This window comes from Couchioplanes caeruleus, assembly GCF_003751945.1.
Taxonomy (GTDB): Bacteria; Actinomycetota; Actinomycetes; order Mycobacteriales; family Micromonosporaceae; genus Actinoplanes; species Actinoplanes caeruleus.
Genome location: NZ_RJKL01000001.1, coordinates 6697566 through 6711302, shown reverse-complemented (window position 1 = coordinate 6711302; position 13737 = coordinate 6697566). Strand labels below are relative to the sequence as shown.

Annotated in this window: 10 protein-coding genes; 4 read left to right on the top strand and 6 right to left on the bottom strand. The window is 72.1% G+C overall.

Annotation, left to right across the window (positions count from 1 at the left end; genetic code table 11):
- Positions 1-54: 54 nt before the first annotated feature.
- Complete coding sequence (locus tag EDD30_RS30090) at positions 55-810, top strand: transcriptional regulator (RefSeq protein ID WP_071804432.1); 756 nt, start codon at positions 55-57, stop codon at positions 808-810.
- Between the two features lie 41 nt (positions 811-851).
- Here EDD30_RS30090 and ggt read toward each other — a convergent pair whose 3' ends face one another.
- The 3 genes from ggt to EDD30_RS30075 all read right to left on the bottom strand — a co-directional run bounded on the left by ggt (position 852) and on the right by EDD30_RS30075 (position 7359).
- The gene (gene ggt / locus EDD30_RS30085) at positions 852-2645 is read right to left on the bottom strand and encodes a gamma-glutamyltransferase (protein WP_071804434.1); all 1794 of its coding nucleotides are present in this window, start codon (positions 2643-2645) and stop codon (positions 852-854) included.
- Positions 2646-2689: 44 nt separating this feature from the next.
- Positions 2690-4198 carry an alpha/beta hydrolase gene (locus tag EDD30_RS30080; RefSeq protein WP_071804435.1) on the bottom strand — a complete coding sequence of 503 codons (1509 nt, stop codon included), beginning with the start codon at positions 4196-4198 and terminating at the stop codon, positions 2690-2692.
- Between the two features lie 86 nt (positions 4199-4284).
- The gene (locus EDD30_RS30075; protein ID WP_071804468.1) at positions 4285-7359 is read right to left on the bottom strand and encodes a M14 family metallopeptidase; all 3075 of its coding nucleotides are present in this window, start codon (positions 7357-7359) and stop codon (positions 4285-4287) included.
- Between the two features lie 116 nt (positions 7360-7475).
- Between EDD30_RS30075 and EDD30_RS30070 the strand changes: the two genes are divergently transcribed.
- Positions 7476-8603 carry a PQQ-dependent sugar dehydrogenase gene (locus tag EDD30_RS30070; RefSeq protein WP_071804437.1) on the top strand — a complete coding sequence of 376 codons (1128 nt, stop codon included), beginning with the start codon at positions 7476-7478 and terminating at the stop codon, positions 8601-8603.
- A gap of 20 nt (positions 8604-8623) precedes the next feature.
- On the opposite strand, the gene EDD30_RS30065 is transcribed toward EDD30_RS30070, so the two are convergent.
- Positions 8624-8881 (bottom strand): hypothetical protein, encoded by a 258-nt coding sequence (locus EDD30_RS30065; protein ID WP_071804439.1) that lies wholly within the window; start codon positions 8879-8881, stop codon positions 8624-8626.
- A 281-nt stretch (positions 8882-9162) separates the two neighbouring features.
- Between EDD30_RS30065 and EDD30_RS30060 the strand changes: the two genes are divergently transcribed.
- Positions 9163-11022: a Xaa-Pro dipeptidyl-peptidase gene (locus tag EDD30_RS30060; protein WP_244945452.1), complete on the top strand. Its 1860-nt coding sequence runs from the start codon at positions 9163-9165 to the stop codon at positions 11020-11022.
- Between the two features lie 27 nt (positions 11023-11049).
- Here the strand turns inward: EDD30_RS30060 and EDD30_RS30055 are convergent, their stop codons facing one another.
- On the bottom strand, positions 11050-11727 hold the full coding sequence (locus EDD30_RS30055; RefSeq protein WP_071804443.1) for a TetR/AcrR family transcriptional regulator C-terminal domain-containing protein: 678 nt from the start codon (positions 11725-11727) through the stop codon (positions 11050-11052).
- 83 nt (positions 11728-11810) lie between these two features.
- Here EDD30_RS30055 and EDD30_RS30050 point away from each other — a divergent pair, with 83 nt between their 5' ends.
- The gene (locus EDD30_RS30050; RefSeq protein WP_071804445.1) at positions 11811-13004 is read left to right on the top strand and encodes an FAD-dependent monooxygenase; all 1194 of its coding nucleotides are present in this window, start codon (positions 11811-11813) and stop codon (positions 13002-13004) included.
- Between the two features lie 3 nt (positions 13005-13007).
- Here the strand turns inward: EDD30_RS30050 and EDD30_RS30045 are convergent, their stop codons facing one another.
- The gene (locus tag EDD30_RS30045) at positions 13008-13667 is read right to left on the bottom strand and encodes an HAD family hydrolase (protein WP_071804447.1); all 660 of its coding nucleotides are present in this window, start codon (positions 13665-13667) and stop codon (positions 13008-13010) included.
- Positions 13668-13737: the final 70 nt, after the last annotated feature.

Below are 13737 nucleotides of genomic sequence, written 5' to 3'. Positions count from 1 at the left end.
TTCCAGCGACATATTGGGCGTCATTTCGGCGGCATTCACCGGTATCTTGGGCCGATGGGAACCGCGAATGCAACATTGCGGGCCGTCCGGATGGGCCTGCTGATGAGTCAGGACGACTTCGCCCGTGCCGTCCGGGCGGCGGGAGCGCGGGCGGGCGAACCCAACGACGCGAGCAAGCGTCTCGTGCAGCGGTGGGAGTCAGGCGACATCGCGTCGCCGCGGCCGTTGCACGCCCGTGCCCTGGAGCTGGTGACGGGGCTGCCCCTCGCCTCTCTCGGGTTCGCGCAGCCGGTTCCGCAGGCCCGCGTCTCCCGCGACGCTCACGGCGGCCACGACGTGGGATCGGCCGCCGCCGTGGTGGCGCGGCCGGGGCCGGCGCTGGCGGCCGGCGGGGCGGCGAACTACTCCGGGGTTTGGCTGAGCCGCTACGAGTACTTCTCCAGCGGCCGGGACGGCATGTTCGTCGGGCGGCACTACGTGGTCATCCTGCAGCACGGCGACCGGTTGACGGTACGGTCGCTGCCCGGGTCGGCGGACTCGGCGCTCACCATGGACCTGACCGCGGACGGATCCGTGCTCACCGGGACGTGGGTCGAGCAGACCGAGCAGAGCGGCTACTACCGGGGCGCCCGGTATCACGGTGCGATCCAGATGCTGGCCGAGCCGACCGGGCGGCGGGTCCGCGGCAAGTGGGTGGGGTTCGGCAAGGAGATGGATGTGAACACCGGGCCGTGGGAGCTGACGTTCCAGGACGCGTCCACGCGCCGGACCACGTTGGACTCCTACAACCGGCCACCCGAAGGCGAATGAGCGAGGAGGGGGCGGACCCGTCGGTCCGCCCCCCCTCCGAGTCAGTAGCGGGGATGGACGACGGCGGCCGTGCCGCCGCCTCGGCGGGCGGGTTCGGCGGAGGCGATCATGCCGCCGTGGCGGGCGAATTCGATCGCCGTGGCGGCGCCGAGTTCCGCGACGTCGGGGGCGAAGGTGTGGCCGAGCGCTTCCAGGCCGGGACCGTAGCGCTCGTGGAAGGCCGGTTCGGACTGGATGCCGGCGGTGTTGCGCTGGGAGGCCCGGGGTGCCGCCATCGCTTCCGGCAGCGTCATGCCGAGGTCGATGCGGTTGACCAGGATCTGGAGCACGGTGGTGATGATGGTCGCGCCGCCGGGGGTACCCACGGCCAGGAAGGGCTTGCCGTTCTTGAGGACGATGGTCGGGGACATCGAGCTGCGGGGGCGCTTGTTCGGGCCGGGCAGGTTGGGGTCGGGGGCGCTGCCCTGGGTAGCCGTGAAGTTGAAGTCCGTGAGCTCGTTGTTGAGCAGGAAGCCGCGACCGGGGACGACCATCGCGTTGCCGCCGGTCTGTTCGATCGTCAGGGTGTACTCGACGACGTTGCCCCAGCGGTCGGCGACCGTCAGGTTGGTGGTGCTCTGGCCCTGCTCGACCGGGCCGCCCACCGTCGCCGGGGTGCAGCCGGTCGCGGTGAGGTCGCCCGGGGGCACCGGCTTGGTCATGGCCCGGGCCGGGTCGATGTGGCAGGCCCGCCGGCTCGCCCACTCGTCGCTGATGAGCTGGTCGAGGACCGGCTGCGGGGTGTACGCCCCCACGTAACGGTTACGGTCGGCGAACGAGAGCGCGGTGGATTCGACGTACCGATGCAGCGCCTCGATGGGTGTGGCCTTCGACAGGTCGGTCTTCTCCAGGATGTTCAGGGCCTCTCCCACGGCCGTGCCGCCGCTGGACGGGGTCGACATGCCGTAGACGGTGAGGCCGCGATATGCGGAGCGGGTCGGCTCGGGGTGCCGCACCCGGTATCCGGCCAGGTCCGAGAGCTGGAGGTCGCCGGGGCGGATCGGGTACGCCCAGGTGCCGGTCGGGTCGTCCGCGACCGGCGGGTGCTGGACCGTCTCGACGATGTCGGCGGCGATCGGTCCGCGGTAGAACATGCCCGTGCCGCGCTTCGCGATGAGCCGGTAGGTGTCGGCGAGGTCGGGGTTGCGCAGCGTGCTGCCGACCGCGGGCGGCGCTCCGCCGGGCAGGAAGAGCTCGCGGGTGGAGTCGAACTGCCCGAACGCGGCGGCGTTGTCGGCGACCTGCTGGCGGAACGTGGCGTCGACCGGGAATCCGCGGTCGGCGACGTCGGCGGCCGGGCGCAGCAGGCTGCCCAGCGGGCGGGTGCCCCACTGCTGTGCCGCCGCCTCCCAGGTGGCAAGGGTGCCGGGGGTGCCGACCGAGAGGCCGCTGACGCGGGCCTCCGCGAAGTCGTACGGCAGCCCGTCCGCCGGGTCGATGAAGGTGCCCTCGGTCATGGTCGCCGGCCCGGACTCGCGCCCGTCGATGGTGCTGACCTTGCCGGTCTTCCCGTCGTAGTGGACGAAGAATCCGCCGCCGCCGATGCCCGCGGAGAAGGGCTCGGTGACGCCGAGGGTGGCGGCCGCGGCGATCGCGGCGTCGACGGCGTTGCCGCCGCGGCGCAGCACGTCCAGGCCGACGGCGGTGGCGGTGGCGTCGACCGTGGAGACGGCTCCGCCGAAGCCGGTCGCGGTGGGTCCCGGGTCGCGGCTGCGGGCCGTCGCGCCGGTGGGCGCGACGGTGACGCTGGACAGGACGAGGGTGGCGGTGGTGGCGAGCGCGAGAGTGAACCGCATCGTGCCTCCGGCGGAAAAGGTGAGTGTGGACGAGCCTTCTCTGCCTACCGGCCGGGGCGGGCCGGCACAACCCGGGACACGCGCGACGGGCGTTTGCCCACTCCGGACGGCTTGGGCTCGACACCCGGGCAGGAGCTGCCGGCGGCGGGTGGCCGTACCGTCAGCAGGTACCGGTCGACCAGGCCCGTCACGCAGCCGGAACGCCCGTACACGGTGTGGCCCCACCCCTCGTACGTGACCAGCGAAGCCTTCGGGCCGAGCTGGCGCGCCACCTCGGCGGCCCAGACGTGCGGCGTCGCCGGGTCGTGCCGGGCGTTGATCAGCAGGACCGGTCCGGTGCGGGCCGTCGCCAGCGTCCGCTGCGGGTTGTCCGGGGGCAGCGGCCAGCCCAGGCAGCCCGCCACCGAGGTCATGGCCAGCGGTGACACCGGCATCTCCGGGTTGCCTCGGGCCAGCGTGGCGAGCCGCCGGCGCAGGTCGTCCCAGCCCCGCACCGGCATCGCCCAGTCGTCGCAGAAGACCGCCGGGAAGCTGTACTCCACATCGGTGAAGGGTTCGCGGGCGCGGCGCCCCGCCGGTCCCGACGCCTCCTTGAGGTAGCGGGCGAGCGAGTGCCACTGCGGGTCGTAGAACGAGCCGAACGCCACGCCGAGCAGGTCGTGCAGGCTCATCCGGTACGACGGGTCGAACGGGTCGCGCAGGGCGCCCCGGCGGGCCCGGTCCATCAGGGCGGCCCAGGCGGCCCGGACGTCGCGGCCGTGCATCGCGCATGCGGTGCTGCGCGCGCACCAGGCGACGAACTCGTCGAAGGAGTCCTGCGCCGCCCGGGTCTCGGCGTCGAGGAAGGCGCCCGTGTCGCCGCTGTGGTCCATGACGCTGTCCAGGACCAGGGCCCGGACGCGCCGCGGGTAGCGCTCGGCGTACTGCGCGCCGAGCAGGGTGCCGTACGAGGCGCCGTAGTAGCTGATCGTCTCCACGCCCAGGGCGGCCCGGACGGCGTCCATGTCGTCCACCACGCTCAGCGTGTCGGCGTACCCGAAGACGGAGCCGGTGCGGCGGGCGCAGTCGGCGGCGAGCCTGCGGTTGTAGGCGATTGTCTCGGAGTAGCGCCGGGCGCTGTCCAGATGCACGGGTGGTCCGGCGGCCAGCAGCGCCGCCGAGCACTTGACCGGATTGCTGCGGGCGACGCCGCGCGGGTCGAAGCCCACGATGTCGAAGCGGCGGCGGATCTGGTCGCTGAAGAACCAGGGGCTGTCCAGGGCGAAGTCGACGCCGGAGCCGCCGGGCCCGCCGGGGTTGACCACCAGCGTCCCGATCCGGTGTTTCGGGTCCGTGGCCGGGCGGCGGGCGAGGGCGACGGTCAGCGACGGGCCGTAGGGTGCCGCGCGGTCGACCGGCACCCGCAGGCTCGCGCACTGCGCGGTCTTGTCCTCAATGCAGGGTTTCCAGGTCAGCGCGCGGTCGCGGGCGGCTTGTGCGGGGCCTGCCACGCTCGCCACCGCGGTGAGGACAGCCAGGAACGCGGCCAGGACCGGCCGGGTGGTTGATCGCACCGCGATGTCTCTCCGCCCTGCACGGCAGCGCGCCGCGCGCCTCATGTCTAGACGAAGCGCGCGGCGCGATCTACCGATTGGGGACTTTAGCCCCGGAAGGAGGGAACCTTCAGGTGCTTCATCGCCCGCCGGACCAGCTCGTCGCGGTCCGCCGGCGCCAGTGTCTCCAGGCCGAAGCCGAGGTAGACGCTGTCGGTGGTGGTCACCGCCGCCCCGGAGTCGAAGGCGAGCCGGCTGCGCGACCAGTCCGTGCTGTTGGTGCCCGAGCCGGGCGGCGGTCCGGCCACCGTCCAGCCGCCGAGGTCGCCCTCGAACGAGGTCCGCTCGGCCACCGTGCCACCGGTCTCGACCCGGACGTCGTCCAGGAAGACGCCGAGGCCCTGGGTGCCCCAGTCGGACATGTAGCTGATCGAGAGCTCCACCTTCTTGCCCGCGTACGCGGACAGGTCGGCGTCGAACTCCTTCCACCCGCCGCTGGAGCCGGTGGCGGCGTTCCACGTGCCGGTCGTGCCCGTCGGCGTGCACTCCGCGCCCTGGTAGTGGGCGAGGAACGGGTGCAGGTCCGCGACACCGGACTTGCAGCTCTCGCCGGTGCCGGTGGTGGTGAGACCGCCCGCGTCGGGCAGGGTCGTCCACGTGTCGGTGCCGACCTCGTGCGCCTCGACGAACATGAAGTCCCAGTCGGTCTCGACGTCGAACGACGTACGGAACTTCAGCCGTGCGGCCTGCGCGCCGGTGAGGTCGACGGTCTTGGTGAGCCGCTTGTACGAGCTGTCCGACTGCCCGCTCCACAGATACCAGTCACCGTCGTACGGCTCGTACGGCGCGGCCCCCGGCAGCTTCCAGTCGAGCGGCGCGGCCGAGGACGCGAACTGCGGGAACTTCTTCGGGTCCAGGAAGCTGGACGTGGACAGGAACGCGGCGGTGTGCCCGGCGCCCGGCGTGGCGGAGAAGCCGTCGAACGCGCCGGCGTTGCCGACCAGCGGGAGCGGGTTGCCGTCGGCGCCGGTGCCGCCCTCGTCGACGTATGAGTACGCCCCCAGCCAATACTGCTGGAAGTCGTTGAAGAGCTGCAGACACGCCGGGTTCTGCGTGTCGGTGCATTCCCCCGGCCCCTCGGGCAGGTAGCGGTACGAGCCGTCGGCGCTCTGGGCGAAGCCCGCGTTCTTGCCGCCGAACAGCAGCTTGCCGCCCTCGTTGAGGTAGTCGCGGACGGCGAGCTCGGTCTCCAGCGCCGACCGGGCCACCGTGCCGGCCGGCTGGCCGGGAGCCCGCGGGATGACGTCGTCGCCGGTCTCCCAGACGACGGCCTTGTAGTGCGACAGCACGCCCAGCGGGTGCGGCGCCGCCCGGCCCTGGGTGTCGAGGTCGTAGACGTCGGCGCGGTAGCCGGCCTTCTTCAGCGAGGCGACGTGCTCGTCGGCGTACCGGGCGCTGGTCGCGCCGTCGGTGGCGGCGGGCGAGATGCCGGTGACGTCCTCGGCGGCCAACACCAGCACGTCACCGCCGATCTTGTCGGCGACGGTGTACGTGAAGTCGGCCGAGGTGACCGTGGCGCGGCCCTTGCGGGCGGTGAACCACACCTTGACCTTGTCGCCGGGACGGGCGCTCGGCACGGCGCCGCGGACCTCGGCGAAGTAGCGGTCCAGGGCGTCGCCGTAGCGCTCGCCGCCCTCGAACTCGGCGGTGCGGGCGGTCCGTGCCCGGGCACCGTTGATCGAGTAGTGCAGGGTGATGGCACGCAGGCCGCGCCGGGCGGTCACCGCGACCTCCTGCGCCGAGCCGTACGAGGTACTGAACGCGTCGACGGCCAGGTCGGGCGTGCTGCGGCCGACCACCGACACCGGGTTGGCCGGGTCCTTGGCGGACTGGGCGACGGAGAGCGCGAACGGCAGGTTCTTGAGGAACTCGTCCTGGATCAGCTTCTCGTCGTCCGGGAAGTTGAAGCCGCTCTCGCAGTCGTCGGGGTTCCACCGGTCGTCCGGGTCCAGCCCGGAGATCGTCTGGCAGGTGCTCATCTCCGGCGTGAAGCCGATCGTGCCGGTGCGCGCCTGGGCGTGGTAGTCGGTGTCGCCGTTGGTGGTGTAGAGCTCGGCGGAGATGTCGGGGTCGTAGCCGGGCACCGCCGGGTGGGCGTCGTCGCCGACCAGCGCCACCGCGATCGTGTCGTCCGGACTGGGCGTGTTGACCTGCCACCCGATGCCGTAGAGCAGCAGCTCGGCGGCGGAGTGGTAGTTGATCAGGAACTCGAAGCCGACCCGCTCGAAGAGCCCGTCCAGGGCCTTGGTCTCGGGCTCCGAGCCGGGCGCGGGACCGCGGAAGGTCTCGCTGGCCGGGTCCGGTGAGGACCCCTCGTTGTCGTAGGCCCACTTCTCCGCGAAGTTGCGGTTGAGGTCGACGCCGTCGCCGGTCGTGATCTGGCCGTCGCCGTTGTTGTCGCGCAGGTTCTTGCGCCACAGCCGGTGGCCCTCGGTGAACGTGAAGTCGTAACCGTCGGGGTTGGCGACCGGCAGGAACCACAGCTCGGTGGTGTTCAGCAGCGTGGTGATGGTGGCGTCGGTGCCGTAGGAGTCGAGGACGTGGTGCAGCAGCCGGCGGTTCATCTCCGGGGTGATCCACTCGCGGGCGTGCTGGCCGCCCAGGTAGAGCACCGCCGGACGGCGCCCGTCGCGCACCACGCGCGCGTCGCGGGTCACCTTCACGGCCTGGATGGGTACGCCCTTGACCGACTTGCCGATGGTCACGAGCTTGGCGAGTCGCGGGTGACGCGCTGCCGTGGTGGACAGTTCGTCCCGGATGCCGCCCGGCGCGGCGTACGGCCGGAAGACGGTGGGCGCCGCGCTCGCCTCGGCGCGCATCCGGGCCGTGGTGCGCTTGGCGGTCAGCGGCACGCCGGCGGCGACGAGCCGTTCGGCCTGGCGCTCGCCGAGGATGGTCTCGACGGCGATCTTGCCGTTCGCGGCGGCGGTCACCGCGCTCTCGTCGTGGTCTATGCCGACGGCGCGCAGCTTTTCGAGCTGTGCGGCGTCGAGGGTGCCGACGTAGACCCGCAAGGGGTCGTCGGCGGGAGCTGCGGCGGCCGGCGCGATCCCGGGCAGGACCGCGGCGGCCGCGGTCACGAGGGATAGCGCGCAGGCGGTCGCCCAGCGGGCTGGTGTCATGGTCAAGGCCTCCATGGATGGGAAGGTCGTGAGTGGACCTTCTCCGCAGGCCAGGGGCATGTCAAGCATCCGGACCGGTCGATTTTCAGTTTTCTCCCAGGTGGTACGGGCACGGTATGGGGATGACTTCCGCCACACGCTGGGGATTCGCGGTCGCAACGGCCAGTGTCGTCCTGCTTACAGCCTGCTCCGGAGGCGACGGAGAATCACCCGCCGCGCCGGTCGTGCCGGCCCCGTCCACCTCGGCGGCGCCGGCCTCCGCGGCACCCTCCGCGACCGGCGGCACACCCGACCTGAGCCGGCCGGAAACGGTCGCCACGGGCCTCGACACGCCCTGGGGACTCGCGTTCCTGCCGGACGGCGGTGCGCTGGTGGCGGAGCGCGACAGCGCCCGGATCCTGCAGATCCCGGCAGGCGGCGGCAAACCCCGCGAGGTCTACCGGGTGCCCGGCGTCTCCGCCTCCGGCGAGGGCGGCCTGCTCGGTCTCGCGGTGGCGAAGAACCACGCCGAGACCCGCCACGTGTACGCGTACTTCACGGCGGCCGACGACAACCGCATCGTCCGGTTCACGCTCGGCGGCGCCGCCGCTCCGAAGGTGATCTTCGACGGCATCGACAAGGCGGGGATCCACAACGGCGGCAGGATCGCTTTCGGCCCGGACGGGATGCTCTACGCGGGCACGGGCGACGCCGGCGACCCGTCGGCGTCGCAGAACCGGGACGACCCGAACGGCAAGATCCTGCGGCTCACCCCGGAGGGCGCGCCCGCGCCGGGCAACCCGCGGGCGGGCTCACCGATCTGGAGCCTGGGGCACCGCAACGTGCAGGGCCTCGCCTGGACCGCCGACAAGACGATGTACGCCGCCGAGTTCGGCCAGAACCAGTTCGACGAGCTCAACAAGATCGAACCCGGGCGCAACTACGGCTGGCCGGAGGTCGAGGGCAAGGGCGACGACCGCAGGTTCGTCAATCCGCTGGTCACCTGGACGACCGAACAGGCGTCACCGTCGGGCGTGGCGATCGCCGGAAGCACCGCCTATGTGGCGGGTCTGCGCGGTGAGCGGCTGTGGACCGTACCGCTCGGCGGGGGCACGGCGAAGGCGGAGCTGGCGGAGCGCTACGGGCGGCTGCGCACCGTGGAGGTCGCACCGGACGGCGCACTGTGGCTCACCACGTCGAACACCGACGGGCGCGGAGACGTCCGCGACGGCGACGACCGGATCCTGAGGTTCCCCGCCCGGTGACGGGCAACGGGCGGGGAACGTCAGGCGACGCGGTTGTTGGGGGGAAGCAACGGCAACTGACTGATCGCCATTGCGTACTGTGCGATCTTCTTCTCGTTCGGGAAGACGCCGAAGCTGCGGAGCTGATCGTTGATGGCCTGGGCAACCGCATCCTCGGACTGGCCGCGATGCGTTTGCATGACCTTGTTGACGACATAGTCAACACGGAGCTGCATCTGCCAGCCAGTGGCGCGGTGTGACGCTCCACTGGCGAAGCTGACTGAGGTGATGGGTTCCATGTTCGTGAGTATCGGAGGACGGTGGCAGTACCCAAAGTGTTGGAATCGGGTGCAACTCATCTGCACCCGAACCGCACCGGATTCTTCATCAGAAGGTCCGCTCAGTTGCCGCTCAGTTACCCTCTGTTTCCCTACAGAGCCCCGAGTGCCAACATCGAGAGCCCCATCCGGAGGTTGATCCGCGCTCCGGACGCCTTGTCGACGTCGGCGCTCCGAGGTGAATGTCTTTCACACCCGCCCCAGCCTTCACTCCGGGGCCGCGATGCGATCGAATGTCATCTATGCGTATGCCCCGCCTCCTCCTCGTGGCCCTGCTCGCCGTGCCGGCAGCGCCGGCACCGGCGCACGCCGCTCCCGGCGCATCTTCCACGCCTGCGTACATGCGCGGCGGTGAGACAGTTCCCGTCTACGACTACGCCGACGCCGTCCGGGAAAGCGTCTGGGTGCAGACGACCGGCGACGCCGACGAGGACGGCGAGCCCGACCGCGTCGCCGTGGACCTGGTCCGGCCGCGCACGGAGCCGGGCGTCCGGGTCCCGGTCATCATGGACGCCTCGCCCTACTACGCCTGCTGCGGCCGCGGCAACGAGAGCGAGCTCAAGGAGTACGACGCGAACGGCGTGATCAGCAAGGCGCCCCTCTTCTACGACAACTACTTCGTGCCGCGCGGGTACGCGTTCGCCGCCGTCGACCTGAGCGGCACCAACCGCTCCACCGGCTGCGAGGACGTCGGCGGGCCGCATGAGGTGGCCGGCGCGAGGGCGGTGGTCGACTGGCTCAACGGGCGCGCCCCCGCCTTCACCGCGGACGGCAGCCCGGCGGTGGCGACCTGGACCACCGGCCGGGTCGGCATGATCGGCAAGTCCTGGGACGGCTCGGTCGCCAACGGCGTGGCGGCGACCGGCGTCGAGGGGCTCGAGACGATCGTGCCCATCGCGGCGATCTCGAGCTGGTACGACTACACCCGCGCCAACGGCGCGCTGCGATCCACGAACTACCCCTCCTTCCTGCAGTCCGCGGTGAGCGGCCGGGTCGCATCCTGCACGGCGGTGACCAGGTCGCTGGCCACGGACAGCGCGGAGGAGACCGGCGACTACAACGCCTTCTGGCGCGACCGCGACTACCGCCCGGCCGCGTCCCGCGTGCGCGCCAGCGTCTTCGTGGTGCACGGCGTCAACGACCTGAACGTCACCACACCGCAGTTCGCCCGGTGGTGGGACGAGCTCGCGCGCCGCGGCGTGCCCCGCAAGATCTGGCTGCACCAGGCCGGCCACGTCGACCCGTTCGACCTGCGGCGCGGCGCCTGGGTCGACGCCCTGCACCGGTGGTTCGACCGGTGGCTCCAGGGCCTGGAGAACGGCGTCGAGCGCGAGCCCCGGGCCACGGTCGAGACCGCGCCCGGCGTCTTCACCGACGCCCGCGACTGGCCGCTGCCGGCCGCCCGGCCGGTCAGCGCCCCGCTGGGCGCCGGCGTCGTCTCGTACACCGACGAGTCCCTGCCCGAGGACCTCGCGGTGGCCCATCCGGGTGCGATGGTCCCCGGCCGGGTGGCCGTCCGCTACGGGCCGTTGACCGCGCCGCTGCGCCTGTCGGGCTCGCCGTCGGTGCGGCTGCGGGTCCGGGTGGACCGGCCCACGACCCAGCTCACCGCCCGGCTCGTGGACTACGGCACGGCACCACGCATCCAGTACGCCTGGGGCGAGGGCGTCCGGACCCTGGAGACGGAGTCGTGCTGGGGGGAGTCGACCGCCGCGGACGACGCCTGTTACCTCGACGTCGCGCAGGAGGTGTCGACGACCGACCACGCCGTGCTGACCCGCGGCTGGCAGGACGCCGCCCACCACGTGACGCTGCGCCGTACCACCCCGCTGCGGCCGGACCGGTGGTACACGATCACCGTGCCGATCGGCGCGTACGACGCCACGGTGGCGGCCGGGCACACGCTCGCAGTGGTGCTGACCCAGAGCGATCCGGGCTACACGGCGGCCGCGAACACCGGCGCGACGGTCGAGGTGGACCTGGCGCGCAGCACGCTCATTCTGCCGGTGGCCGGGGCGGTCACGCTGGCCCCGTCGGCTGCGGCGCCGCACACCGCCCACGGTCTGACCGCACCGGCACGCCCGCAGCGCCGGCTGCCCTGACACCCGCGGTCCGAGTGGGTCCACGGCTCAGCGACGGCTGCTGATCAGCACCTCGAGGCCGTCGAGGATGCGGGCCAGGCCGTACTCGAAGGCCTGACCCGCGCCCTCTTCCCCGGCCGCGTCCGCCATCGTCGCCGTGAGGTGAGGGAACCGCTCGCCGTGCAAGCGGAGGATCTCGGCCATCGCCGCGATCATCTCCGTCTCGCCGAGCATCGCGGCGGCCTGCTGCGCGAGCGTCCGGCCATGCCCGGCCAGCACCGCGATGGTGTCGAGACGTTCCGCACCGCGGAGCGGAAGGCCCTCGAGCCGCGCGAGGGCGCATTCCATCCAGCCGATCTCGTGCGGCCCCAGCGGCCGCCGGCCGACGGTCGCCTCGATGGACCAGGGATGGGCCAGATAGCGGCCGAACAGCAGCCGTGACCACTCCTCGAGCCCGGGGCGCCATCCGGGCGAGGTGAGCGCCGGCGGCCGCCCGAGCGCCCGCTCGACCATGACGGCGATCAGTTCCGCCTTGCCCGGCAGATAGCGGTAGAGCGACATCTTCGTGAAGCCGAGCTCGGCCGCCACCCGTTGCATGGAAACGGCGCCGAGCCCTTCCGCATCGGCCACCGCGATCGCCGCGCCGGCGATGCCGTCGAGGGTGAGGGCCGGTTTCGGCCCGCGGGTGGGCCGGGCGCGTCCGCCCCACAGGAACTCGGCGGTCAATCATTTCCCCTTGCACTTCATGACAACTGTTTCTATCGTACACAGAAATAATTGATTCCTAGGGACACAGTTAGGAACCTGCCATGCAGACGGTTCTCATCTCGGGCGCGAGCATCGCCGGGCCCGCCTTGGCCTATTGGCTGACGCAGCACGGATTCCGGCCGACCGTCGTCGAGATCGCACCCGTCCTGCGCACCGGCGGAAACGCCGTCGACTACCGCGGTCCCGTGCACCTCGGTCTGCTGGACCGCATGGGTGTGCTCGGCAGGCTGCGGGAGCTCCAGACCGGTGGCACCGCGATGCGCTTCGTCGACGAGCACGGCCGACGGCTCATGGAGATGCCCGCGGACTTCGCCGGCGGTGAGCTGGAGGTGCTGCGAGGTGACCTGTCGCGGATCCTCTGCGAGGCGAGCGGCGACCGTACGGAATGGATCTTCGGGGACACGATCACCGCGCTGGCACAGACACGGACCGGCGTCGACGTCACCTTCCGCAGTGGAACCCGCCGCACCTTCGACCTCGTCGTGGGGGCCGACGGCGTCCACTCCACCGTGCGGCGCCTGACCTTCGGGCCGGAGCGCGACTACGTGCGCCACCTCGGCTACTACGTCGCGGGCTGGGACATGCCCAACCACCTCGGGCTGGGCCGCGACTCGTCGAACTACAACGTGCCCGGCCGGCTCGCGGCGATCGGCGGCGATCACCGGGACCCGGCGCGCGCGAGCGCCTTCGTGGCATTCTCGTCGCCGCGGGAGATCCCGTACGACCGGCACGACCTGCAGGCACAGAAGCGGATCGTCCGGGAACGTTTCGCCGGGCTGGGCTGGGAGGTGCCGCGCATGCTCGGCGCCCTCGACGACGCGGCGGACCTGTACTTCGACCAGATCTGCCGGGTGGACATCAGGCCATGGTCACGGGGACGCATCGCGCTCGCCGGCGACGCGGCCAGCGGCGCCACCCTCGGCGGCATGGGCAACGGTACGGCGCTGGTCGCCGCGTACGTGCTGGCCGGCGAGCTGGCGACGGCGGGCGGGGACCACACCCTGGCGTTCCCCCGCTACGAGGCCATGGTCGGCGCCTCGGCCCGGCGGGCACAGCGCGGCGGCGACACGACCGGCCGCTTCCTGGCGCCGCGCACCGCCCGGGGCATCCGGATGCGCAACTGGCTGCACAACCGCGACTGGTTCCTGCGCCTCACCATGCGGGTCGCCGGGGACCGGAGCACGAGGATCGACCTCCCCGGCTACCCCACCCGGCCGGCGCGGCCGGCGGGCTGAGGCTCAGCGCAGCTTTCCGACGGCCTCGACCGTCAGCTCGGACAGGTCGTGGACGACCAGGCTCGCCAGCGCCAGGGCGTCCTCCGCGGGCGGATAGACCCCGTGCGGGACGGCGACGACCGCCAGTCCCGCCGCGCCCGCCGCCCGCAGGCCGTTGCTCGAGTCCTCGACCGCGGCGCAGACCCGCGGGCTGAGGCCGAGGCGGTCGACCGCGGCCAGATAGACGTCCGGCGCCGGCTTGCCGCGGGCGACCTCCTCGGTGGAGAGGGTGACACGGAAGGCGTCCCGCAGCCCCGCCGTCTCGAGCACCTGGTCGATGAGGACCCGCGCCGACGAGCTGGCCAGCGCAAGCGGGAAGCGGGCGGCGAGCCGCCGGACGGCTTCCACCGCGCCGGGGATCAGCGGCAGCGCCTCGCGGTAGCGCCCGGCCATCCGGCCGAGCACGTCGGCGGCCACGTCCTCGGGCCGGCGCGGGACCCCGACATCCTCGCTCAGGTGCCGCGACCACTCCCCGGTGCTCATGCCCATCATCCGGGTCTGGCTGTCGGGAAGGAACTCGCGGCCGTGCTCGGCGACATAGGCGCGGCGCACCTCCTCCCAGACCTCCTCGGTGTCGATGATGACGCCGTCCAGGTCGAAGACCACCGCCTCGATCGTTGTCACGAACCTTCCCCTCCCATGGGCGACTCCTTGGCACCCTACTGGCGCGGTTGACGCACCGTAGTCCATTGGT